Consider the following 24,521-nt stretch of genomic DNA (forward strand, 5'->3'; position numbering starts at 1 on the left):
CCCGGTGAAGGCACAGCTCTGGCAGCTCGTCCGGTTCGGCCTGGTCGGGCTGGTGAACACCGGCACCTTCTTCCTGCTGTACCTGGCCCTGCACCCGTTCCTGCCGTACTTCGCGGCGTTCACGGTGGCTTTCCTGCTCGCCATGGTCGGCTCGTTCTTCCTGCACACCTACTTCACCTACCGCACCCTGCCGAGCTGGCGGAAGTTCCTGCTCTTCCCGCTGCCGAACCTCGCCAACTACCTGGTGCAGAGCGGTGGCGTGCTGGTCCTGGTGCAGGGGCTCGGGCTGGACTCGCGGATCGCGCCACTGCTGGCTGCCGTGGTCGCGATCCCGGTCACCTTTCTGCTCTCCCGGCTGGTGCTGACCGGCCGGGCCTCCGCCCAACCGTCAGCCCAACCGTCGGCACAGCCCTCAGCGCAGCCGGACCAGCTGGGCCCGGCGCCCGTCCGGGTTGAAGTGGTGGACGAGTAGCAGCCGGTCCGCCCCGGCCCCGCGCCGCCTGACCTCCAGGACCGCGCCGGGCTGCTCGGGCACCGCGACGGCCGTCGGGCCGCCCGCCCCGGCCCGGACGTCCAGCGCCGGGGCGAGCACGTCGATGGTCAGGGTGGGCCGCTCGCCCTGCAGGCCGATCGAGGAGAGCGCCGCCGCCGCACTGGGTGTGCCGGGGGCGACGAACGAGGTCCACAGGCCGTACCGGATCTTCGAGGTGCTCTGTCGCAGTCCCGGCAGCTTGGCCAGCCGGACCGGCAGGACGACGGTGTCGCTGTCCAGCAGGCCGGTGTCGGTGTCGCCCCAGCGGGCGTTCAGCGGCTGGACGTCGAGCTCCTCGCCGGTCCTGGCGTCCAGCGTCCTGGCCACCAGCACGTCACTGCCCTTGAGCCGGGCGGCGGTCACCACCACGTCGGTGACCTGGTCGCCGTCGGTGTCCAGGGAGGCCCGGACCGCGATGCCGCCGGCCGGGGTGGCGGCCGGCGCCCACAGGCTCGCGGCCAGGTAGAGCGTGCCGTTCTCGAGCGGCTCGCCGCCGACCGCCGGGGCGTCGCTGGCGGCGCCCACCGCCCGCAGGTTGGCGGCCCGGTCTCCCGGGGCCGTCACACAGACGCCCGCGGCCTTCTCCTCCTCGGTCTTCTCGTCCCTGGGCGTCCCCGGCGGGCAGTCCGGCCAGCGGGCCGCCTCGCCGCCCAGCGCGAAGGCGCTGACCAGCGCCCCGCGCGCGGTCGGCGCGCCGGTGCCGGTGATGCTCAGCAGGGTGGTCCCGGCGGCCCGGACCTGCGGACCTGCCGTCAGCTCGGAGGTGGCGTGCGGAGCGGCGAACAGCGGCACCCGGAGCGCGGGCGGCCCGGCCTCGGTCGGGGTCAGCAGCAGCCGTCCGGACAACTCGCCCCGGTAGCTCCGGGCCTTGCCGCCCTGCACCAGGTCCAGGGTCGGGTCGGGGGCGCGGTCCAGCTGTCCCGGCACCCGCAGGGTGACGGTCACCCGGGCGGTGCCGCCGGGCGGGACCGTGACCTGACCCGGCGTCAGCTCGAAGGCGGCGCCCTGCAGTTCGGTGGCCGCCAGATAGCCGGTGCGGTACGTCAGCGGGTGGTCGGCGAAGCTGCGCAGCTCGACCTCCCGGCTCAGCGTGGTCGCTCCGGTGACCGGCACCGGGCCGAACGAGAGCCCGACCGCGCCGTCCACCTCAGGCCCGGCCGCGTACGCGACCACCGGGGTGGCCACCGCGAGGTCGACCCTGGCCCGCCCGGCGCCGGTCCGCTCGGGCCCGTACACCGGACCCGACCGGTCGTCACCCGCCCAGGTGTCGCCGGTGGTGTTCATCAGGGCGGCCTTCACCTGGGCCACCGTCCAGTCGGGGTGGGCGGCCCGGACCAGCGCGGCCAGCCCGGCCACGTGCGGGGCCGCCATCGAGGTGCCGTCCTCGCGCATCCCGCCGGAGCCCGCGCCCGCCTTGGCGGACCAGATGGTCTCGCCGGGCGCCGCCAGGTCCGGCTTGATCAGGCCGGGCAGCCCGATGCCGCGCGAGGTGAAGGTGGTCAGGGTGTCGGTGCGCTGCGGCTGGTCCTGGGCCACCGCGCCGTGCAACGGGTTGCCGGGGGTGGCCAGTTGGACGGTCACCGGGCCGGCCTCGGTCGCCCGGAGCAGCCGCTCGCCGTCCGCCTTCGCCAGGATCGCCACCGGCACCCGGTCGTTGCCCGCGAGCTCGCCGAGGTGGTCGCCGTCGGCGGCGAACAGCGCGCCGAGCGCGCCCGCGTCGGCCGCGTGGTCGGCCCGGGCGGCCGAGCCGCAGGCCCGGTCCGGGTCCTTGGTCCGCCAGGCCAGCAGGGCGATCTTGCCCTGCAGCCGGGCCGCGTCGGCGGCCGAGAAGGCCGTGCAGCCGTCCGACTGGTCGACCGGGAGGGCGAGTTGACCCTGCACCTCACGGTCCGCCCAGTGCTGGTACTTGGCACTCCAGTGCGCCGGGACCAGCCCGGCCAGCGGCTCGGGCGCCAGCACCCGCAGGCCGTCCGCGTCACCGTGCGGGTCGACCGAGGCGGCCACCGTGACCACCCGGGGCGCGGTGCCGGGGCTGCCGCCGATCGCGTACACGTCGCCCTCGTTGCCCGCCGCCGCGACCACCACGGTGCCCAGCGCGGCGAGCCGGTCGGCGGCGATCGCGTCCGCGTCGTCCGGGCCGCCGAACGGGCTGCCGAGCGAGAGGTTGACCACGTCCAGACGGTCCGTCAGATCGCCGTTCCGGTCCGGGTCGGCGGCCAGGTCGAGGGCCTGGGTCAGCTGGTCGGTCGAGCCGTCGCAGCCGAACACCCGGATCGCGAACAGCCGCGCCTCGGGCGCCGCACCGGGGCCGACCTTGAAGCCCGCCGGGTCCAGGCCGGTGGTGTACGGGCCCCGGTAGGTCTGGCCCGCCGCGGTGACGCCGTACCCGGCGGCGGTGCCCGCGACGTGGGTGCCGTGGCCGTTCAGCGCGCAGTCGATCGGGTTGTCGTCCGGCTTCGGCGTGCCGCCCTCGGGCGTGCCCGGGTCGTACGCGTCGCCGACCAGGTCCCGTCCGCCGTACACCTTCTCGGTCGGGAACAGGGCCTTGGGCGCGGGCTTGGCGCCGTCCACGGCCTTGAACGCCTCTTCGGTGCCGGGGCCGCCGAAATCGGCGTGGGTGTAGTCGATGCCGGAGTCGATGACGCCGACGCTGACGCCGCGGCCGGTGTTGCCGGGCAGGCCGGCCCAGACCGCGGGGGCGCCGAGCAGCGGGACGGAGTACCCGTTCACCCGGTGCTTCAGCGCGATCGGGTGCACCGCGCGGACCCCGGGGAGCCGGCCCAACGCGGGCAGGGCGGCGGCCGGGGTGCTGACCGCGACCGCGGTCAGCAGGGTGCCGGTCCGGTACAGCTCACGTGCGCCGGGGGCGGATCGCCGTACCGCGCCCGCGAGTTGGTCGGCGGCCCGGTCGGCGACCCGGCGCTGTTCGGCCCCGGCGGCCGAGGCCGCCCGGCGGACCGCGTCCGGGGACCGGCGTTCACCAGTGGCCTGGTCGGCGGCCCGGCGCCAGGCCGGGGCGGCGGCCTCGGTGTCGAGTTCGAGCAGGACGCTGCGACGGGCGTCCGGACCGCGCTCGGCCGCCGCACCGGCGAGCGGTACGGCGGCGAGCGCGAGCGAGCCGGTCAGCAGCGCGATGCCGAACCGGAGTGCTGAGCTGGTGCGCACGGGGCTGTCTCCCCCGGCAGGGGCTCTGGCGGGTCCGCGCCGTGCGGAGCCCGATCACCCTTCCGGAGGCACCAAATTACGATCATCGCGCCGGGCTGTGCGAGCACCGTCCCTCGTCCGGGGGCGCACTGCACTCCTGCGGGTGACGGATCGTCAGGCGTTCGGCGCAACACCCGTAACCTGCCCGTTGACCAGGCCGGTTCAGCGGCCTCGGCGACCGGCTCAGTGGCCGGTGACGCCGCCGTTGTCGCGGCGGTCCAGCGCGCGCTGCAGGGCGGCGGCGGCGTCCGGGTTCGGCTCGGTCCTGCGACGGCGGCGGGGGGCCTGGGCGCGGGCGGCGGAAGCGGTGGCGTGGCGGTCTGCGGTGGGGGGCATACCGAACTCCTTGAGGTCGTGCGGGGAGAGGGTTTCGGGTACGCCGGCCAGGGGTCGCCTGCCGAACTGCGTACGCGCGCACCCGGGCCTGGCACCCTCGGTTGGGAGGGGCGGCTCGCCGGATGGCTCTTTCACGGTACGACCTGGAGCGGGTGCTGTCTGCACGGATAGTTGGATTTCCTAGTATCTGAGACAGGACTCACCCGGACGACGAAAAGGCCCGGCCCGCCGAAGCGGACCGGGCCTCTCTGACGAGTGATCAGCCGAGGTTGACCGCGCGGGCGAACCGCGCCCCGATCGCACCGGCGATCTCGGTCAGGACCTCCTGCGAGACCTCGCTGTCCACGGTGATCGAGGCCAGCGCCTCGGAGCCGTCCCGGGCCACCTGCATGCCCGCGATGTTGATGCCCGCGTCACCGAGGATCCGGCCGAGGGTGCCGACCACGCCGGGGCGGTCCTCGTACTTGAAGAACGCCATGTGGTCGGTGAGCGCCACGTCCACGTCGAAGGCGTCCACGCCGACGATCTTCTGGGTCTGCTTCGGGCCCGACAGCGTGCCGGAGATGGCGATCTCGCCGCCGGCCGCCAGGGTGCCGCGCACGGTGATCACGTTGCGGTGCTCGGGCGACTCGCTGGAGGTGGTGAGGCGGACCTCGACGCCACGCTCCTGGGCGAACAGCGGGGCGTTCACGTAGGACACCGTCTCCGCCACGACGTCCTCGAACACGCCCTTGAGCGCGGAGAGTTCGAGCACCTTCACGTCGTGCTGGGTGATCTCGCCACGGACCTCGACGTCGAGGCGGACGGCGACCTCACCGGCCAGCGCGGTGAAGATCCGGCCGAGCTTCTCGGCCAGCGGCAGGCCCGGACGGACGTCCTCGGCGATCACGCCGCCCTGGACGTTGACCGCGTCCGGTACCAGCTCGCCGGCGAGGGCGAGGCGGACCGACTTGGCGACCGCGATGCCGGCCTTCTCCTGCGCCTCGTCGGTGGAGGCGCCCAGGTGCGGGGTGGCCACCACGTTGTCGAAGGCGAACAGCGGGGAGTCGGTGCACGGCTCCTTGGCGTAGACGTCCAGGCCGGCCCCGGCCACCCGGCCGTCGCGCAGCGCGGAGGCCAGCGCGGCCTCGTCCACGATGCCGCCGCGGGCGGCGTTGACGATCCGCACGGTCGGCTTGACCTTGTGCAGCGCCTCGTCGCCGATCAGGCCGATCGTCTCGGGGGTCTTCGGGAGGTGCACGGTGATGAAGTCCGAGACCTCGAGCAGCTCCTCCAGCGAGAGCAGCTTGACGCCCATCTGGGCCGCGCGGGCGGCCTGGATGTAGGGGTCGTACGCCACGATCTTCATGCCGAAGGCGGACATCCGCTGGGCGACCAGCACGCCGATCCGGCCGAGGCCGACCACACCGAGGGTCTTCTCGGAGAGCTCGACGCCGGTGTACTTGTTGCGCTTCCACTCGCCGGCCTTGAGCGCGGTGCTGGCGGGCGCGATGTTGCGGGCCGAGGCGATCAGCAGGCCGCAGGCCAGCTCGGCGGCGGTGACGATGTTGGAGGTCGGCGCGTTGACGACCATCACGCCGGCCTTGGTGGAGGCCGCCACGTCCACGTTGTCCAGGCCGACGCCCGCGCGGGCGACCACCTTGAGCTTCTTCGCGGCCGCCAGCGCCTCCGCGTCCACCTTGGTGGCGGAGCGGATCAGGATGGCGTCCACGTCGGCGATCGCGGTCAGCAGCTCGGTGCGGTCCGCACCGTTGCAGTGCCGGATCTCGAAGTCCGGGCCGAGCGCGTCGACAGTGGCGGGGGACAGCTCTTCGGCAATCAGTACTACGGATTTGCTCACGACAGTGTGTCCTTAACTGTCCGGTTCTCCCCGCGCACGATGGTGGCGTGGAAAGCGGGGGAAGGTGGCATGCCGCGTAGATAGACGCACGACGCTGTGGGCCTGACGCGCACTCGGAAGTGTATCGACGGGCTGGAGGCCGGGCTGCTCCCGTCCGGCGAAATCACCCGGACGGGAGCAGCCTAGTTGTACAAGGCAGTTACGCCTTCTCGTCGACCCAGCTCATCAGACCGCGGAGCTTCTTGCCCGTGGTCTCCAGCAGGTGGTCGGCGTCCGCGCTCTTGTACTCGTTGTACTTCGGCAGGCCGGCCTTGTACTCGGCGATCCAGGTGTTGGCGAAGGTGCCGTCCTGGATCTCGGCGAGGACCTGCTTCATGGCGGCCTTGGTGTCGGCCGTGATGATGCGCGGGCCGGTCACGTAGTCGCCCCACTCGGCGGTCTCCGAGATGGACCAGCGCATCTTCTCCAGGCCGCCCTCGTACATCAGGTCGACGATGAGCTTCAGCTCGTGCAGGCACTCGAAGTAGGCGATCTCCGGCTGGTAGCCGGCCTCGACCAGGGTCTCGAAACCGGCCTTGACCAGGGCGGCGGTGCCACCGCAAAGGACGGCCTGCTCACCGAACAGGTCGGTCTCGGTCTCCTCGGTGAAGGTGGTCTTGATGACGCCGGCCTTGGTGCCGCCGATGCCCTTGGCGTAGGACAGCGCCAGGTCGAAGGCCTTGCCGGTGGCGTCCTGCTCGACGGCCACGATGGCGGGAACGCCGCGGCCCTCCTGGTACTGACGGCGCACCAGGTGACCCGGGCCCTTGGGGGCGACCATGCAGACGTCGACGTCGGCCGGCGGCTGGATGAAGCCGAAGCGGATGTTCAGGCCGTGGCCGAAGAACAGGGCGTCGCCCGCCTTCAGGTTCGGGGCGATGTCCGCCTCGTACACGTCGGCCTGGATCGGGTCCGGCACCAGGATCATGATGACGTCGGCCTCGGCGGCGGCCTCGGCGGCGGTGACGACGCGCAGGCCCTCCTCCTCGGCCTTGGCACGGGAGGACGAGCCCTCCTTGAGGCCGACCCGGACGTCCACGCCCGAGTCACGCAGCGACAGCGCGTGGGCGTGGCCCTGGCTGCCGTAGCCGATCACAGCGACCTTGCGGCCCTGGATGATCGAGAGGTCGGCGTCGTCTTCGTAGAACAGCTCGGCCACGGGGGCACATCTCCTTGCGTGGTGGTGATGCCGGTGCGTACCTACCGTACGTGGACCCGGCGGGGGTGTGGGGCAGTGCTTCAGGGTGTGAGACGACTGATCGTCAGGCGCTGCGGTCGAGGGCGCGCAGCGAGCGGTCGGTGATCGAGCGGGCGCCGCGGCCGATCGCGACCAGGCCGGACTGGACCAGTTCCTTGATGCCGTACGGCTCCAGCATCCGGAGCATCGCCTCCAGCTTGTCCGAGCTGCCGGTGGCCTCGATGGTCACCGCGTCGGGCGAGACGTCGACCGTCTTGGCCCGGAACAGCTGGACGATCTCGACGATCTGCGAGCGCGACTCGGCGTCGGCCCGGACCTTGACCAGGACCAACTCGCGCTGGATGGCGGCGGTCTGGTCGAGTTCGACGATCTTTATCACGTTGACCAGCTTGTTCAGCTGCTTGGTGACCTGCTCCAGCGGGAGGTCCTCCACGTTGACCACGATGGTCATCCGGGAGATGTCCGGGTGCTCGGTCGGGCCGACGGCCAGCGAGTCGATGTTGAAACCCCGACGGGAGAACAGGGCGGCGATGCGGGCGAGCACGCCGGGCTTGTTCTCGACCAGGACGGAGAGGGTGTGCTTGGACATAGTCATGACTCTCTATCGGATGGTCTGGGGCGTCAGTCGAGGTCGTCGCCGAAGTCCGGGCGGACGTCCCGGGCGGCGAGGATCTCGTCGTTGCTGGTGCCGGCGGCGACCATCGGCCAGACCATGGCGTCCTGGTGGACGATGAAGTCGATGACCACCGGGCGGTCGTTGATCTCCATCGCCTGCTTGATCACCGCGTCCAGGTCCTCCGGGCGCTCGCACCGCAGGCCGACGCAGCCCATCGCCTCGGAGAGCAGCACGAAGTCCGGGATCCGGGTGCCCTGGGCGGGGGCGGCGATGCCGTCGTGCTCGGGGCCCGCGTGCAGCACGGTGTTGGAGTAGCGCTGGTTGTAGAACAGGGTCTGCCACTGGCGGACCATGCCCAGCGAGCCGTTGTTGATGACGGCGACCTTGATCGGGATGTTGTTCAGCGCGCAGGTGACCAGTTCCTGATTGGTCATCTGGAAGCAGCCGTCACCGTCGATCGCCCAGACCGGGACGTCCGGCTTGCCCGCCTTGGCGCCCATCGCGGCCGGCACCGCGTAGCCCATGGTGCCCGCGCCGCCGGAGTTCAGCCAGGTGGCCGGCTTCTCGTAGTTGATGAACTGCGAGGCCCACATCTGATGCTGGCCGACGCCCGCCGCGTAGATCGCGTCCGGGCCGACCAGCTGCCCGATCCGCTCGATCACCTGCTGCGGCGACAACTCGCCGTTCGGGGCGGGCTCGTAGCCCAGCGGGTAGGTGGTCTTCCACTGGTTGAGCTTGACCCACCAGTCCGCGTAGTCGCCCTTGTGACCGGCGTCGAACTCGGCCTGCACGGCGACGATCAGGTCGGCCAGCACCTCGCGGGCGTCACCGACGATCGGCACGTCGACCGGGCGGTTCTTGCCGATCTCGGCCGGGTCGATGTCCGCGTGCACGACCTTGGCGTACGGGGCGAAGCTGTCCAGCTTGCCGGTCACCCGGTCGTCGAAGCGGGCGCCCAGGGTGAACAGCAGGTCCGCCTTCTGCAGCGCGGTGACGGCCGGGACCGAGCCGTGCATGCCCGGCATGCCCAGGTGCTGCGGGTGGCTGTCCGGGAAGACGCCGAGCGCCATCAGGGTGGTGACCACCGGGGCGCCGGTCAGCTCGGCCAGGATCCGCAGCTCGGCGCTGGCCTGCGCCTTGTGCACGCCGCCGCCGACGTAGAGCACCGGGCGCTTGGCGGCGACCAGCATCTTCGCGGCCTCGCGGATCTGCTTGGCGTGCGGCTTGGTGACCGGCCGGTAGCCGGGCAGCGAGGTCTCCACCGGCCAACGGAAGGTGGTGGTGGCCTGCAGCGCGTCCTTGGCGATGTCGACCAGGACCGGGCCGGGGCGGCCGGTGGCGGCGATGTGGAACGCCTCGGCGATCACCCGGGGGATCTCGGCCGGGTCGGTGACCAGGAAGTTGTGCTTGGTGATCGGCATCGTGATGCCGCAGATGTCCGCCTCCTGGAAGGCGTCGGTGCCGATCGCCTTGGAGGCGACCTGGCCGGTGATCGCCACCATCGGGACGGAGTCCATGTACGCGTCGGCGATCGGGGTGACCAGGTTGGTCGCGCCCGGGCCCGAGGTGGCCATGCAGACCCCGACCCGGCCGGTGGCCTGGGCGTAGCCGGTGGCCGCGTGGCCCGCGCCCTGCTCGTGCCTGACCAGGATGTGACGGACCTTCTGCGAGTCCATCAGCGGGTCGTAGGCAGGGAGGATGGCGCCGCCCGGGATGCCGAAGACGGTGTCCGCGCCCACTGCCTCGAGGGAGCGGATGAGCGACTGCGCGCCGGTCATCGTCTCCACGACGACGCTGGGCGCAGGAGCGTGGGTGGCCGGGGTGTCCCCGCGGCGGGGGGCGGCGTGCTCGGTCATCTGCCTGTCTCTTCTCGGGTTCTGCCGTCCCCGTCAGGTGAGGGTCCTGGGGTCGGGGGCCGGTCGCCGGTCCTGCCTCCATCGTCCACCCGGACGGTTGAGTACCGGGACAAGTGGGCGATTCGGCTGGGGTCTTGCGTTGTCAGACGGTTCCAGTGCAACAAAAAACCCCTCGTGCCAAGGGCATGCGAGGGGTGGCGCGTCGGTCTCCACGTGCGGGGGGTGGCCCGCTCAGCCGACGCGCCCGCCAAGTACGAGAATTCGGGTGCGCATGGCACCGACCTTCCTCCCCGGCGGTGGGGCATGTCAAGCAGGTGGGACGGCCGTCTCGCTATGCGGACCCCCTCCCGGACCCCAGGACGGACCGGGGGCCGGGCGGCGTTCGGCCAGGTCGGGGGCGTTCTGATGGTGCACGACCCGGCTGCCGCCGGGCTCCGGGCGGCCACCCGATCGGGCGTCCGCCGCCAGGTAGGCGCGCCGCGCGGAGAGCCCGTTCGCCTGCTTCGGGAGAGGGTAGACCCGGCGCAGCAGGGCCCGCCGCAGCCGGTGCTCGTCCAGCGGCTGGGCGAAGGCCAGACCCTGCCCCTGGCGGCACCCCAGCTCCTGCAGCGCGGTCACCTGCCGGGGCTGGTCCACCCCCTCGGCGCCGGTCACCAGGCCCAGGTCGCGGGCCAGCCGGAGGGCGTGCCCGGCCAGCGAGCGGGTCAGCCGGGAGTCGGCCACGTCCTGCACCAGGCTGCGGTCCAGCTTGAGCGCGTCGAACGGGAGCCGGGCCAGCGTGCCGAGCGAGCCGCCACCCGCGCCGAAGCCCGCCACCGCGGTGGAGACGCCGTGCCGCCGGAGCGCGGCGAGTCGGCGGCCGAGCTCGTCGGCGTGCTCGTCCGGACCCGTCCTGGCCAGCTCGATCACCAGCAGCTCGGCGGGCAGGCCGGTCTCCCTGAGCACCGCGACCACCGCCTCGTACATGCCGGGCGCGCACAGCCGCTGGGCCGACAGCCGGATCGAGACCGGGACGGGCACCAGCCGCGGACCGACCCGGTGGGCGGCCGCGGTGACCGTCTCCTGGAGCATCCAGCGGGCGAACCTGGTGGCCGCGTCGCCCTGGTCGGCGGTGCGCAGGAACTCCGCCGGGGTGAGCAGCAGCCCCTGGGCCGAGCGCCAGCGGGCCTGCGCCTCGACGCCGGTGACGGCGCCGGTGGCCAAATCCACCACCGGCTGGTGCAGCAGGGTGAAGGAGCCCTCCTGGACGGCCACCCTGAGCCGCTCCTCCAGCTCGGTGCGGCGGTCCAACTCGGCCCGCATCGCCGGGTGGTAGAGCACCACCCGGCCCTTGCCCTCGGACTTCGCCCGGTACATCGCCAGGTCGGCGTTGCGCATCAGCTCGTCCGCCGCGGCCTGCGGGTCGACACCGGGGTCGGGGTCGCAGCCGGCGAAGGCGATGCCGATACTGGCCGCCACCCCGAGCTCGGCCCCGCCGATCCAGTACGGCTCGGAGAGCGCCGAGCGCAGCCGCTCGGCCAGCTCGTGCACCTGGGCCCGGCCGAGTCGGCCGCGGACCAGCGCGGCGAACTCGTCGCCGCCGAACCTGGCCACCGTGTCCCCGGACCTGACCGCGTGCTGCAGCCGGCGGGCGGCCTGCACCAGCAGCTCGTCGCCGACCTGGTGGCCCGCGCTGTCGTTGACCGCCTTGAAGCCGTCCAGGTCGAGGAAGAGCACCGCCACCGTCGCCTCGTCCGGGTACCCGTCGACCGAGCTCAGCGAGGTGCGCAGCCGCTGGGTGAAGAGCGCCCGGTTCGGCAGGTCGGTGAGCGGGTCGTGGAACGCGTTGTGCTGCAACTGCGCCTGCAGTATGACCCGTTCGGTGACGTCCCGGCTGTTCAGGATCAGCCCGTCCCGGTACCGGTTGACCGTCGACTCGACGTGCAGCCACTCGTCGTTGCCGGAGCGGACCCGGCACTCCACCCGGGCCGAGGGCTCACCGGCGCCCTCCCGGCGCACCGGCCGGTCGGCCATCAGCCGCCGGACCTCGCGGAGCACCCGGTCGACGTCCTCGGGGTGCACCAGGTTGAGCAGGTTGCCGCCGACCAGCTCCTCCGGATCCCGCCCGTAGACGCCGATCGAGGCGGGGCTGACGTAGGAGAGCACACCGCTGCCGCCGGCGATCATGATCACGTCGCTGGAGCCCTGCACCAGGGAGCGGAAGTGCGCCTCCTTCTGGGCGAGTTCCTGGGTCAGCGAGAGGTTGTCGAGGAGTATCACGCCCTGCCGGACGATCAGCGCCAGGCCGACGGTGCAGGCCGAGGCCAGCACCACCCGGTCCAGCGCGTGGCCGCCCAGCGCGTTGTAGAGGATGCCCGCGGTGCAGACCGCCGCCGCGACGTACGGGGTGAGCGCGCTGAAGGTGGAGGAGACCCGGCGGCGGGGCGCGCCGCCGACCGAGGGGTGCTCGCGGCTCGGGGCGAACCGGCCGCGGGAAGCCCAGGGCGCCCAGGCGAGCAGCACGCTGCCGGCGAACCAGCCCGCGTCCAGCAGCTCGCCGGAGTGGTAACTGCTGCGCAGCGCGGGCGAGGTGAAGAGCGCGTCGCAGACCACCGTGACGGCCAGGCCGACCATCGCGGTGTGCACGGCGGCCCGGTTGCCGTCCCGGCCGCGGAAGCGGAGCCCGACCACCAGGCTGACCAGCAGGATGTCCAGCACGGGGTAGGCCAGGTTGAGCGCCAGCCGGAGTGGGTCCTCGCCCTCGCCCGCCGCGACCCGGCCGAGCGCCAGGCTCCAGCTGAGGGTGAACAGCGAGCCGGCCACCAGCCAGCCGTCCAGCAGCAGGCAGAGCCAGCCGGCCGCCGTCCGGGGCCGCTGGGCCAGCACGGTCAGGCCGATGATGGCGAGCGGGGCGAACAGCAGGAAGGCGTACTCGGCGGGCGAACCCTCCGGCAGCGTGGTGCCGAGCACCACCTCGTACCAGCCCCAGGTGCCGTTGCCGATCGCCACCATCGAGGAGGACAGGCCGAACAGCAGCCAGGCGGGCCGGGCCGGGCCATCGGCCGCGCAGGCGTGCAGCAGACAGGAGATCGCAGCGGCCAGCGCCGCCCCGGCCAGCCCGAAGTCGCCCATGAACAGTGCGAGTTCCGGCGACCCCCAGCCGACGGCGGCGCCCAGGGCGTACCCGAGGCAGAGCAGCACCAGTAGCAGGCCGGGGAGGCGGCGCGGGTGGAAGTTCACTCGACCTCTCCCCCACGCCTTGCCGGTGTTCCCTCTCGGGACCTTACACCACTTCCGTCACTGAATGACACGCACACTCAACTTAGAGTAATGGGGCCCGGGTGGCGTTGTGTCCCACTCTTGACGGGATCGCCCCGGTTGGCCGTAGCGCACCACGGGGGCGTACGGGGCACGCACCCGCCCGGGCGGTGGCTGACGGCGGGTCAGGCGCCGAGCAGGTGCAGCCGGTGCGCCAGGGCGGCGGCCTCGCCACGGCTGCCCACCGAGAGCTTCGCCAGGATGTTGGAGACGTGCACGCTGGCGGTCTTCGGGGAGATGTAGAGCTCCTCGGCGATCTGCCGGTTGGTCCGCCCCTGGGCCAGGCGGTGCAGCACGTCCCGCTCGCGCGGGGTGAGGCCGAACTGGTCGGCGGGCTCGGCCGGTTGGGCCGGCCGGGCGACCGCCGCCGGGGGCGCGGCCAGCGAGAGCCCGGCCCGGGCGGTCAGCTGGCCGATGTCCTGCCGCAGGTAGAGACCGGCCGTCGCCAGTGCCTGGACCTCGCGCAGCGGCTCGACCGCGGCCTCCCGGCGGCCGACCGTCAGCAGCGACTCGGCCTGCCGGTAGAGCGCCTGGCCGAGCGGGCAGCCGAGGCCGGTGTCGCGCAGCAGGCCGACCACCTCGGCCCACTGCTCGGGGGTGTCCTTGCCCTCCGCGCGGGCCAGCTCGGCGGCCAGCAGCGCCGCCCAGCTCCGGTGCAGCGCCGTCCGGGGCCGCAGTCGGGCCGCCACCTCGGCGATCCGCGCCAGCACCACCGGACGCCCCAGGTCGGCCGCCGCCGCACCCCGCGAGTCGGCCTCCCCGGACGCGCCCTCCACCAGTACCGGCAACAGCCCGTACAGACAGCCGTCCGCGAAGCCGGGACCGGGCGGACGCTCGGCCAACCGGTCGAGTACGGCGAGGAGTTCGGCCCTGGCCCGCAGGGGCCGCCCGGCCCTGGCCTCGATCCGCATCGCCAGCCGGGCCATCGGCAGGTCGTGCTGGGTCTGCCTGACCTGCCGGCCGGCCACCCTGGCCCGCTCCAGGTACTCCTCGGCGGTCGCCAGATCGCCCTGGTCCAGGGAGAGTTCGGCCCGCAGCCGGCCGAGGAAGGCGTGGTAGTTGCTGCCCGCCGGGTGGCACTCCCAGTCGGTCAGCAGCTGCTCGGCCTCGGCCGGGCGGCCGAGCGCCAGCAGGGCCTCGACCAGGTTCCCGGTCAGCAGGGCCCCGATGTGGCCGAGCAGCCCGTTGCTCCGGGCGACCTCCAGGCCCTCGCGGGCGAACGCCTCGGCCTCCGCCGCCCGGCCCAGGCCGAGCACCAGGCTGGACAGGTTGTTCAGCCCCCGGCAGAGCACGTCCACCGGGCCGGTGCGCCGGATCCGCTCGACCGCGTCGGCGAGCATGGCGAGACCGGCGGCCGGCTCGCCGAAGTAGACGGACAGCGTGCCCATGGTCATCCGGGCGTGCTGCTCGACCGCGTGGGCACCGACCTCGCGGGCGATCGCGGCAGCCCGCTCGGCCAGCTCCAGGTCGGCCTCGACCGGGTCGCCGAGCATCGCGTGGCTGGCGGCCAGGGCGAACACCTCGGCCTGCACCGGGGACGGCTGCAGCCCGGCCACCAGCCGCTGGGCCCGCTCGATCTCCTCGTCGCTGCCGCTGCGCCGGAGGTGACCGAGCATCAGCGCGCGCTGGATCCGGAACCAGGCGACGCGCTCCGGCTCGGTCTCCTCGTCCAGCAGCTTGAAGGCCCGCTTGGCCAGGCTAAGGCCGCGGTCGCGGTCGCCCGCCCGGCGGGCCGCCAGCACCGCCTCGGCGAGGACGTCGACCAGGTGCAGCTGCCGGCAGGCGCCGTCGTCGTGGCCGCAGGGCGGATAGGTGCCGGCCCAGTCGGCGGGCCGCAGGTTCTCCCGGCAGACCTCCTCGGAGACCTCGTCCCAGAGCTCCAGCGCCCGCTCCAGCATGCCGAGTTGCTCGGCGAAGGCGTTCCGCCGCCGGGCCGCCCTGGCGGCCTCCAGCGCCGTCGGCAGGGCCCGGCCCGGGTCGTGCGCGTGGTACCAGTAGTTGGCCAGCCGGGCGGCCCGGCCGTTGCCGCAGACCAGTGAGCCGTCCTGCTCCAGCGCGGTGGCGTACCTGCGGTTGATCCGGTACCGCTCGCCGGGCAGCAGGTCGTCCGAGATCGCCTCGCGGACCAGCGCGTGCCGGAACCGGTAGCCGTCGCCGTCGCTGTCCGGGCGCAGCACGTTGACCCCGACGGCGTTCCGCAGCGCGTCGATCAGGACGTCCTCGCCCTCGTCCAGCACCGCCTCCAACAGGGCGTGCTCGACCAGCGAGCCGCCCTCGGCGGCGATCCTGAGCACCCGTTGGGTCTCGTCCGGCAGCGCCTCGACCCGGACCAGCAGCAGGTCGCGGAGCGAGTCGGTGAGCCCGGTGTCGCAGCCGTCCTGGTGGGCGGTGGCCAACTCCTCGACGAAGAACGGGTTGCCCTCGGAGCGGCGGTGGATCCGGTCCACCAGCTGCCGGTCGGGGGCCGCGGTGCCCAGGATGCCGGCCAGCTGGGCGGCCACCTCGCGCCGGGCGAACCGGCACAGCTCCACCCGCTGGACGGTGCGCAGCCGGTCCAGCTCGGCCAGGAACGGGCGCAGCGGGTGCCTGCGGTGCAGGTCGTCGGAGCGGTAGGTGGCGACGATCAGCACCCGGGCCCGGTGCAGGGTGCGGATCAGGTAGGTGAGCAGCTCCCGGGTGGACCGGTCGGACCAGTGCAGGTCCTCGATCGCGAGCACGATCGTCCGGTCGACGGCGAGCCGCTCGAACAGCCGGGCGACGTGCTCGAACAGCCGGGCCCGGCTGAACTCGTCGTTGGGCTCGGCGTCGTCCGCGCCGAACTCCGGCAGCAGCCGGGTGAGATGACCCTCCATGCCCTGCGCCGCCCGCTCCAGCTCGGCCCCCAGGCTCCGGTGCAGGCGCCGCAGTGCGGTGGTCAGCGGCGCGTACGGCAGCCCCTCGGCCCCGACCTCCAGGCAGCCGCCCAGGGTGGTGACCACGCCGGGCCCGCAGGCGGCGGTCAGGAACTCCTCGATCAGCCTGGTCTTGCCGACCCCGGCCTCGCCGCCGATCAGCACGGCCTGCGGCTGGCCGGCCGCGGCCCGGCGCAACGCGGTGTCCAGGGTGCCGATCTCGGTGCCGCGTCCGACGAAGACCGGGCTCACCGATATCTGCTCCATGGCGCCGAGCATGCCACAGGCCGCCGACACCGTCCGAGCGGATATCTCGCTGTTCGGACGGGCGGCGGCCGGGCTGTGAGGGTCTGTCAGCATTCGTACCCCCCGGGCACGGGAGGGTTCAGCTCTGGCGGAGCTGCGGGGCCGGACTGAGGGCCCGTACCCGGCGGTTTTGCAGTGCTCTCCGCAGGCCGCTGCGCAGGCTCGGGCGGCCTTCGCGCTGCACCGCGTCCAGCGCCTCCCGGACCAGTGCCTCGTGCCGTGCCAGACGCTGCAGCTCCTGCGAACGGGCCTGGATCAGCTCGTACTCCAGCATGGTGGTGCCCCCTTCTCGGCGGACCGTCCCGGCCTCGGTCGGCCGGTCCTTCGTCCTGCTAAGAGCTTCCTCCGCTGAGGGGGGTCATCACATCGGGAGCATGCCGCATGTTCCGGGCCGTCAGGTCCTTAGACGACGACCGCCCGCTCCGTAGGTACGGAGCGGGCGGTCGCGAACGGCCTAGGTACCCCTGCTTACTCGGGGGTGACCCCGAGCTTCGCGAAGATCATGTCCTTGACCTTCGCGGCGTCGGCCTGGCCGCGGGTGGTCTTCATGACCGCGCCGACCAGGGCACCGACGGCGGCGATCTTGCCGTCCCGGATCTTGTCGGCGATCGCGCCGTTCTCGGCGATCGCCTGGTCGACCGCCGCGCCGAGCGCGGAGTCGTCCGAGACCACGGCCAGGCCGCGGGCCTCGATCACCGCGTCCGGCTCGCCCTCGCCGGCCAGCACGGCCGCGATGACCTGCTTGGCCAGCTTGTCGTTCAGCTTGCCCTCCGCGACCAGCGCGGCGATCCGGGCGACCTGGACCGGGGTGATCGGCTGCTCGCTCAGCTCGGTGCCGGTCTCGTTGGCGTTGCGCGCCACCTCGCCCATCCACCACTTCCGGGCCTGCTCGGCGGTGGTGCCGGCCTCGATGGTGTCCAGGATCGGCTGGACCGCGCCGGCGTTGAGCACCGACTGCATGTCCTTGTCGGACAGGCCCCACTCGCCCTGCAGCCGGGCCCGGCGGACCCGGGGCAGCTCGGGCAGTCCGGCCCGCAGCTCCTCGACCCACTCGCGCGAGGGCGCGATCGGGACCAGGTCGGGCTCCGGGAAGTACCGGTAGTCCTCGGCGTTGTCCTTGATCCGGCCGGCCGTGGTGGAGCCGTCCTCCTCGTGGAAGTGCCGGGTCTCCTGGACGATCGTGCCGCCGTCGTCGAGCACCGTGGCGTGCCGGCGGATCTCGAACCGGGCCGCCCGCTCCACGCTGCGCAGCGAGTTGACGTTCTTGGTCTCCGAGCGGGTGCCGAACTTCTCCCGGCCGTGCGGACGCAGCGACAGGTTCACGTCGCAGCGCATCTGGCCCTTGTCCATCCGGGCCTCGGAGACGTCCAGCGCCTTGATCAGCTCACGCAGCTCGGCCACGTACGCCTTCGCCACCTCCGGAGCCCGCTCGCCCGCGCCCTCGATCGGCTTGGTGACGATCTCGATCAGCGGGATGCCGGCCCGGTTGTAGTCCAGCAGCGAGTGCGAGGCGCCGTGGATCCGGCCGGTCGCGCCGCCGATGTGCGAGGACTTGCCGGTGTCCTCCTCCATGTGGGCGCGCTCGATCTCGACCCGGAAGGTCGAACCGTCCTCCAACTGCACGTCGAGGTAGCCGTTGAAGGCGATCGGCTCGTCGTACTGCGAGGTCTGGAAGTTCTTCGGCATGTCCGGGTAGAAGTAGTTCTTCCGGGCGAACCGGCACCACTCGGCGATCTCGCAGTTCAGCGCGAGACCGATCTTGATCGCCGACTCCACACCGATCGCGTTGACCACCGGCAGCGAGCCCGGCAGGCCGAGGCAGGTCGGGCAGGTCTGCGAGTTGGGCTCGGCGCCCAGCTCGGTCGAGCAGCCGCAGAACATCTTGGTCTTGGTACCCAGCTCGACATGGACCTCAAGGCCCATCACCGGGTCGTACGAGGCAAGTGCGTCCTCGTACGAGACCAGGCTAATGACGCTCACAGCGTCCCCTTCAGTTGAGTCTTGGAGGTCCGTCAGCCCAGCAGCACGTCGTCGTCACCGAGCCGCTTGAGCTCACGGACGAGGAGTGCGGTGCCGGTGATCAGCGCGGCGGCGCCGACCAGGGCGTTGATCAGCTTGAGGGTGTCGTTCTCGCCGCGGGCCTTCTTGACGTCCTTGACGATCGAGACCGCGCCGAAGGCGCTCGTCCCGATGGACAGCCAGAGACCCGGCTTCGAGTTCTTGAACCCCTTGGCCTTCGCGATGCTGCTCACAGTGCCGGTGCCTCCTCCAGCAGGGGGTGTCCCCACTTGTCGTTGAGTGCGGCCTCGACGGCGCCGCCCACGCGGTACAGGCGGTCGTCCGCCATCGCGGGGGCGATGATCTGCAGGCCGACCGGGAGATTGTCCTCCGGCGCGAGGCCGCAGGGCAGCGACATGGCCGCGTTGCCCGCGAGGTTCGACGGAATCGTGCAGAGGTCGGCCAGGTACATCGCCATCGGGTCGTCGGCGCGCTCGCCGATCGGGAAGGCGGTGGTCGGGGTGGTCGGCGAGATCAGCACGTCGACACCGGCGAAGGCGGCGTCGAAGTCGCGCGAGATCAGGGTGCGGACCTTCTGGGCCGAGCCGTAGTACGCGTCGTAGTAGCCCGAGGAGAGGGCGTAGGTGCCGAGGATGATCCGGCGCTTGACCTCGGCGCCGAAGCCCGCCTCACGGGTGAGGGCGGTGACGTCCTCGGCCGAGCGGGTGCCGTCGTCGCCGACCCGCAGGCCGTACCGCATCGCGTCGAAGCGGGCCAGGTTGGAGCTGGCCTCGCTGGGCGCGATCAGGTAGTAGGCGGGCAGCGCCAGGGTGAAGGACGGGCAGGAGACCTCGACGATCTCGGCGCCGAGCTCACGGAGCAGCTCGACCGACTCGTTGAAGCGCTGCATCACGCCGGCCTGGTAGCCCTCGCCCGCGAACTCCTTGACCACGCCGATCCGCATGCCGCGGACCTCGCCGCGCTTGGCGGCCTCGACCACGGCCGGCACCGGCGCGTCGATCGAGGTGGAGTCCAGCGGGTCGTAGCCGGCGATCGCCTCGTGCAGCAGCGCGGTGTCCAGCACCGTACGGGCGCACGGGCCGCCCTGGTCCAGCGAGGAGGAGAACGCGACCAGGCCGTAGCGGGAGACCGAACCGTAGGTCGGCTTTACGCCCACGGTGCCGGTGACGGCGCCGGGCTGACGGATCGAGCCGCCGGTGTCGGTGCCGATTGCCAGCGGGGCCTGGTACGCGGCCAGCGCCGCCGCCGAGCCGCCGCCGGAGCCGCCGGGGATCCGGGAGAGGTCCCAGGGGTTGCCGGTCGGGCCGTAGGCCGAGTTCTCGGTGGAGGAGCCCATCGCGAACTCGTCCATGTTGGTCTTGCCGAGGATGACCACGCCCGCGTCCTTCAGACGGGTCGTCAGGGTGGCGTCGTACGGCGGGATCCAGCCTTCGAGGATCTTCGAGCCGCAGGTGGTCGGCACGCCCTTGGTGGTGAAGACGTCCTTGAGCGCGAGCGGGACGCCGGCCAGCGGGCCGAGCACCTCGCCCTTGGCGCGCTTCTCGTCCACCGCGCGGGCGGCGCTCAGCGCGCCCTCGGTGTCCACGTGCAGGAAGGCGTTGACCTTCTTGTCGACGGCGTCGATCCGGTCCAGGTGGGCCTGGGCGACCTCGACGGCGGAGACCTCGCCGGAGGCGATGGCGGCGGCCGTCTCGGCGGCCGTGCGCTTGATCAGTTCGGTCATGGTGATCAGTCCTCCCCGAGGATCTGCGGCACGCGGAAACGCTGCTCCTCGACGGCGGGGGCGCCGGCCAGCGCCTGCTCGGGGGTGAGCGACGGTCGCACCACGTCGGCGCGCATGACGTTGGTCAGCGGCAGCGGGTGGGAGGTCGGCGGGACGTCCTGTCCGGCGACCTCGGAAACGCGGGCGACCGCGCCGATGATCACGTCGAGCTGCTCGGCGAAGTGGTCCAGCTCTTCGGCCTGCAGCTCCAGACGCGACAGCCGGGCGAGGTGGGCGACCTCCTCGCGCGTGATGCCAGGCATGCAGCGATCCTCAAGGTGAGTTCTGGTCGGGCGGGCTGATGGCGACGTGCCCGTCCTCTGTCTGTCGAGCCCATCCTAGGGGGAGCACGGCCGACGCCCGTCCCGACATATGTCAGGACGGGCGTCGGAGCGGTGTCGCGGCGGGCTACTGAGGGGTGGTCGGGGCCGGCACCGGCGGCAGGGCCGGCGGCGGGGCGAGCAGCTCGACCGCCGGTGCGCCGGTGCGGTGCACCATCAGCCAGGCGGTGGCCTGGTCGGCCGGGAGGGCGGCGGAGACCAGCCAGCCCTGCACCGCGTCCACGCCCATGCTGTGCAGCCGCTCCCAGGTCTCGTCGTCCTCGACGCCCTCGGCCACCACGGTCAGGCCGAGCGAGTGGGCCAGCTCGACCGAGCAGCGGACCACCGCCGCGTCGTGGTCGTCGGCCACCATCCGGGAGACGAAGGACCGGTCGATCTTCAGCTCGCCGACCGGCAGCGAGCGCAGCCGCACCAGCGAGGAGTGGCCGGTGCCGAAGTCGTCCAGCGACATGCCGACCCCGTACCGGCGCAGCTCGGCCAGGGTGTCGGCGGCCAGCCGGGAGTCGTCCAGCAGCAGCCGCTCGGTGATCTCCAGCTGGAGTGCGGCGGCGGGCACCTGATGCCGGGTGAGGTGACCGGCCACCCGGTCGGCGAAGCCGGGGTTGAGCACGTCCCGGGGCGAGACGTTGACCGCGACCTGGACCTCCAGGCCCTGCGAGCGCCAGATCGCCAGCTGGCCGACCGCCGACTCCAGCACGTAGTCGGTCAGCCGGGGCATCAGACCGCTGGACTCGGCCAGGCCGATGAACTCGTCCGGCGGCACCCGGCCCTGACCGGGCCGCTCCCAGCGGAGCAGTGCCTCCAGGCCGACCACCCGGCCGTCGAAGGCGACCTTCGGCTGGTAGTGCAGCTGGACCTCGTTGGTCTCCAGGGCCCGCCGCAGGTCACCCAGCAGGCCGATCCGGTACGGCGTGTCGAGGTCCCGGGTCTCGTCGTACTGCTCGACCCCGGTCCGCCGGCGCTGGGCGTGCGCCATCGCCACGTCGGCCCGGCGGAGCAGCGCCTCGGCGTCCTGGGCGTGCGCCGGGTAGACGCACACCCCGGCGCTGGCCTCCAGCACCAGCAGCAGCCCGTCCAGCCGGATCGGCGCGGCGAGTTCGGCGATCAGCGCCTTGGCGACCCGCTCCAGGGTGTCAGGGCGGCCGACCCCGGGCAGCAGGACGGCGAACTCGTCGCCGCCCATCCGGGCCACCACCGGGCGCAGGCTCTGCTGGACCGGCGGCGGCAGGCTGGAGAACACGTCGTCCGGGTCGTCCCGGCCGGGGTTGTGGGTGCCCGAGCGGAGCGCCCGGTGCAGGCGGCGGGCGATGTGCACCAGCAGCCGGTCCCCCGCGGTGTGGCCGAGCGCGTCGTTGAGCGACCTGAACCGGTCCAGGTCGAGCAGGATCAGGCCGACGTTCCAGTCCTGGTCGCCGCCGTGCTCGGCGATCGCCTCCTGGGCGGCCAGCAGCAGGGCATGACGGTTCGGCAGATCGGTCAGCGGGTCGGTGAGCTGGTCCCGCGCCCGGTCCCGGGCGATCCGCCAGGCGGCCACCAGCACCGCCAGCGGCACCGCGAACAGCGGTAACAGCTCGGGCTCGTGCCGGTACACCAGGACGGCGAGCGGGATGAGCGGCGCCGCGCCGGCCAACAGCACGCCGAGCAGCAGGACCGCACCTGCCACCCCCTGCGGCGGGCGTGTGGGCGCGCCGCCGGTCGTACGATCCATAAGCCTGTCCTCCGTCGGGCCCGCCCCGTCAGGCCGCCTTTCGGTGCGACACCCGGAGTGCCGGCAGGCGTCAGCGAACCGGGGCGTCCCCGCTGGTACCGGCTGCAACCCCGGTGCCGACCGCCCCTGCTGACACAGTGTCGCCCTAAGGGTAAGCCGGTGTCCGACCGGTAAGGCGGACTTTCGGACAACCCTGGACACGCCGAAGCCGGAACATCCTTTCGGGATGCCGCACACTGACAGAATGCCCGGTTTCTTTCGGACAGACCCCGCTGACGAGGCATCAGGAAGGTAACGGAGCATCAGCTCTCGGCCGGGGCCTCCTCGACCGGCTCGGCGGGCTCGATCCCCAGGTGGGCCCGGGCCGCCTCGGGCCCCTCCGCCAGCAGGACGGCGAACCCGGCGTCGTCCAGCACCGCGAGCCCGAGTTGGACCGCCTTGTCGTACTTCGACCCGGGGTTGTCACCGGCCACCACGAAGTCGGTCTTCTTCGACACCGAGCCGGTGACCTTGGCCCCGCGCGAGGTCAGCGCCTCCTTGGCGCCGTCCCTGGTGTGCCCGGCCAGCGTGCCGGTGACCACCACGGTCAGGCCCTCCAGCGGGCGGGGGCCCTCGTCCCCGGTGCTCTCCTCGACGAAGCGGACCCCGGCGGCGCGCCACTTCACCAGGATCTCCCGGTGCCACTCCTCCTCGTGCCACTCCTTGATCGCCCGGGCGATGATCGGGCCGACCCCCTCGGCGGCGGCCAGCTCCTCCTCGGTCGCGGCGAAGATCAAGTCCAGGTCGCGGAACTCCCTGGCCAGCGCCTGGGCGGCGACCGGGCCGACATGACGGATCGACAGACCGTTCAGGAAGCGCCAGAGCGGCCGGTCCTTGGCCTTCTCCAGGTTCTCCAGCAGCACGGTGGCGGACTTCTTCGGCTCGCCCTTGAGATTGGCGAAGAAGGGAACCACCTTCTCCTTGCCGCTCTTGTCGTCCAGCTTGGGCATCCCGGTCTTCGGCTCCAGCACCCGGACCCTGATCGGCAGCAGCTGCTCCATGGTCAGGCCGAAGATGTCCCCCTCGTTGGTGACCGGGGGCTGCTTGGGCTCCAGCGGCTGGGTCAGCGCGGTGGCGGCGACGTACCCGAGCCCCTCGATGTCCAGCGACTCGCGGCCGCCGAGGTAGGCGATCCGCTCCCGGATCTGGGCCGGGCAGCCCTGGGCGTTCGGACAGCGCAGGTCGATGTCGCCCTCGCTCATCGGGCGCAGCCCGGAGCCGCACTCGGGGCAGTGCGTCGGCATCTCGAACGGCTGCTCGGAGCCGTCCCGCAGCTCCTCGACCGGGCCGAGGATCTCCGGGATCACGTCCCCGGCCTTGCGCAGCACGATGGTGTCGCCGATCAGCACGCCCTTGGCCTTGACCACGTCCTGGTTGTGCAGCGTGGCGTACTGCACCATCGAGCCCGCGACCTTGACCGGCTCGGCCAGCACCGCGTACGGGGTGGCCCGGCCGGTGCGGCCGATGCCGACCTCGATCTTGGCGAGCCTCCCGTTGACCTCCTCCGGCGGGTACTTCCAGGCGATCGCCCAGCGCGGCGACTTGGAGGTGGCGCCGAGCCTGCCCTGCAGCGGGATCTCGTCCACCTTGACGACCACGCCGTCGATCTCGTGCTCGACCGAGTGCCGCTGCTCGCCGAACTGCGCGATGAAGGCGCGCACCTCGTCCAGCGTGCCCACCACCCGGTTGTGCCGGGCGGTCGGCAGGCCCCAGTCGTGCAGCAGCTGGTAGGCGTGCGACTGGCAGTCGATGTCGAAGCCCTCGCGGGCGCCGATGCCGTGCACCACCATGTGCAGCGGACGGGAGGCGGTGACCAGCGGGTCCTTCTGGCGGAGCGAACCGGCCGCCGCGTTCCGGGGGTTGGCGAACAGCCTGAGCAGGGCGCCGGGGCGCTTGCCCTCCTGCTCGCGCTGCTCGTTGACCGCCTGACGGCGCTCGTTCTCCGCCGCCAGCGAGGCGTTCAGCTCGGCGAACGCCTCGGTCGGCAGGTAGACCTCGCCGCGGATCTCCACCAGGGCGGGGATCTGCTCGCCCTTGAGCTGGTGCGGGATCTCCTTGATGGTGCGGACGTTGGCGGTGATGTCCTCGCCGACCCGGCCGGTGCCCCGGGTGGCGGCCTGCACCAGTCGGCCGTGCTCGTAGGTGAGGTTGACGGCCAGGCCGTCCACCTTGAGCTCGCACAGGTAGTGGTACTCGAGCCCGTCCAGCTCGCGGGCCACCCGGTCGGCCCAGGCGGCCAGCTCCTCGTCGTCCATCGCGTTGTCCAGGCTGAGCAGCCGCTCGCGGTGCTCCACCTCGGCGAACTGCTCGGTGACCGCGCCGCCGACCTTCTGGGTCGGGGAGTCGGGCGTGACCAGCACCGGGTGCCCGGCCTCGATCGCCTCCAACTCCCGCATCAGCCGGTCGAACTCGGCGTCGGTGACGGTCGGGGCGTCCTGCTCGTAGTACCGGACGCGGTGCTCCTCGACCTCGGCCGCCAGCTCCGCGTGGCGCCTGCGCACCTCCGCCGGAACGTCCTCCCAGCCCTCGACCGCCAC

General features: G+C 72.6%; 15 protein-coding genes and 1 pseudogene. 1 reads left to right on the forward strand and 15 read right to left on the reverse strand.

The features are described from left to right. Positions 1 to 4 precede the first annotated feature (4 nt). A complete protein-coding gene (locus F4556_RS11475; RefSeq protein ID WP_184913978.1) occupies positions 5 to 472 on the forward strand; it encodes a GtrA family protein in 468 nt (155 codons plus the stop codon). Here the strand turns inward: F4556_RS11475 and F4556_RS11480 are convergent. The 15 genes and pseudogenes from F4556_RS11480 to ligA form a co-directional block, all read right to left on the reverse strand. Next, the gene (locus F4556_RS11480) at positions 413 to 3,697 is read right to left on the reverse strand and encodes a S8 family peptidase (RefSeq protein ID WP_184913980.1); all 3,285 of its coding nucleotides are present in this window, start codon (positions 3,695 to 3,697) and stop codon (positions 413 to 415) included. The two genes, F4556_RS11475 and F4556_RS11480, sit on opposite strands and share 60 nt — an antisense overlap. Before the next feature lie 222 nt (positions 3,698 to 3,919). Next, positions 3,920 to 4,072, reverse strand: coding sequence for a hypothetical protein (locus tag F4556_RS11485; RefSeq protein ID WP_184913982.1), 153 nt, complete (start codon positions 4,070 to 4,072; stop codon positions 3,920 to 3,922). A gap of 259 nt (positions 4,073 to 4,331) precedes the next feature. After that, a complete protein-coding gene (serA, locus tag F4556_RS11490; protein ID WP_184913984.1) occupies positions 4,332 to 5,912 on the reverse strand; it encodes a phosphoglycerate dehydrogenase in 1,581 nt (526 codons plus the stop codon). A 199-nt stretch (positions 5,913 to 6,111) separates the two neighbouring features. Then, positions 6,112 to 7,110 (reverse strand): ketol-acid reductoisomerase, encoded by a 999-nt coding sequence (gene ilvC, locus F4556_RS11495; RefSeq protein WP_184913986.1) that lies wholly within the window; start codon positions 7,108 to 7,110, stop codon positions 6,112 to 6,114. 103 nt (positions 7,111 to 7,213) lie between these two features. Beyond that, positions 7,214 to 7,738 (reverse strand): acetolactate synthase small subunit, encoded by a 525-nt coding sequence (gene ilvN, locus F4556_RS11500; protein WP_184913988.1) that lies wholly within the window; start codon positions 7,736 to 7,738, stop codon positions 7,214 to 7,216. A gap of 32 nt (positions 7,739 to 7,770) precedes the next feature. Continuing rightward, positions 7,771 to 9,621 carry an acetolactate synthase large subunit gene (locus tag F4556_RS11505; protein ID WP_184913990.1) on the reverse strand — a complete coding sequence of 617 codons (1,851 nt, stop codon included), beginning with the start codon at positions 9,619 to 9,621 and terminating at the stop codon, positions 7,771 to 7,773. Positions 9,622 to 9,927: 306 nt separating this feature from the next. Then, entirely contained in the window at positions 9,928 to 12,840 is a 2,913-nt protein-coding gene (locus F4556_RS11510; RefSeq protein WP_313068268.1) for a putative bifunctional diguanylate cyclase/phosphodiesterase, read from the reverse strand. A gap of 203 nt (positions 12,841 to 13,043) precedes the next feature. Next, on the reverse strand, positions 13,044 to 16,169 hold the full coding sequence (locus F4556_RS11515) for a helix-turn-helix transcriptional regulator (RefSeq protein ID WP_246510998.1): 3,126 nt from the start codon (positions 16,167 to 16,169) through the stop codon (positions 13,044 to 13,046). Positions 16,170 to 16,194: 25 nt separating this feature from the next. Continuing rightward, positions 16,195 to 16,389 (reverse strand): hypothetical protein, encoded by a 195-nt coding sequence (locus F4556_RS11520; RefSeq protein ID WP_184913992.1) that lies wholly within the window; start codon positions 16,387 to 16,389, stop codon positions 16,195 to 16,197. Between the two features lie 194 nt (positions 16,390 to 16,583). Next, the gene (gene gatB / locus F4556_RS11525) at positions 16,584 to 18,095 is read right to left on the reverse strand and encodes an Asp-tRNA(Asn)/Glu-tRNA(Gln) amidotransferase subunit GatB (protein ID WP_184913993.1); all 1,512 of its coding nucleotides are present in this window, start codon (positions 18,093 to 18,095) and stop codon (positions 16,584 to 16,586) included. 32 nt (positions 18,096 to 18,127) lie between these two features. Further along, positions 18,128 to 18,367 (reverse strand): hypothetical protein, encoded by a 240-nt coding sequence (locus F4556_RS11530; protein ID WP_184913995.1) that lies wholly within the window; start codon positions 18,365 to 18,367, stop codon positions 18,128 to 18,130. Beyond that, positions 18,364 to 19,857: an Asp-tRNA(Asn)/Glu-tRNA(Gln) amidotransferase subunit GatA gene (gene gatA, locus F4556_RS11535; RefSeq protein WP_184913997.1), complete on the reverse strand. Its 1,494-nt coding sequence runs from the start codon at positions 19,855 to 19,857 to the stop codon at positions 18,364 to 18,366. Before gatA ends, F4556_RS11530 begins: the two co-directional genes overlap by 4 nt. Before the next feature lie 5 nt (positions 19,858 to 19,862). Next, positions 19,863 to 20,159: an Asp-tRNA(Asn)/Glu-tRNA(Gln) amidotransferase subunit GatC gene (gene gatC / locus F4556_RS11540; RefSeq protein ID WP_184913999.1), complete on the reverse strand. Its 297-nt coding sequence runs from the start codon at positions 20,157 to 20,159 to the stop codon at positions 19,863 to 19,865. A gap of 145 nt (positions 20,160 to 20,304) precedes the next feature. After that, positions 20,305 to 21,882 (reverse strand): annotated as a pseudogene (locus F4556_RS11545) (putative bifunctional diguanylate cyclase/phosphodiesterase); the annotation flags it as partial. 365 nt (positions 21,883 to 22,247) lie between these two features. Then, positions 22,248 to 24,521: an NAD-dependent DNA ligase LigA gene (gene ligA / locus F4556_RS11550; RefSeq protein ID WP_184914003.1), complete on the reverse strand. Its 2,274-nt coding sequence runs from the start codon at positions 24,519 to 24,521 to the stop codon at positions 22,248 to 22,250.

This window comes from Kitasatospora gansuensis (assembly GCF_014203705.1).
Taxonomy (GTDB): Bacteria; Actinomycetota; Actinomycetes; order Streptomycetales; family Streptomycetaceae; genus Kitasatospora; species Kitasatospora gansuensis.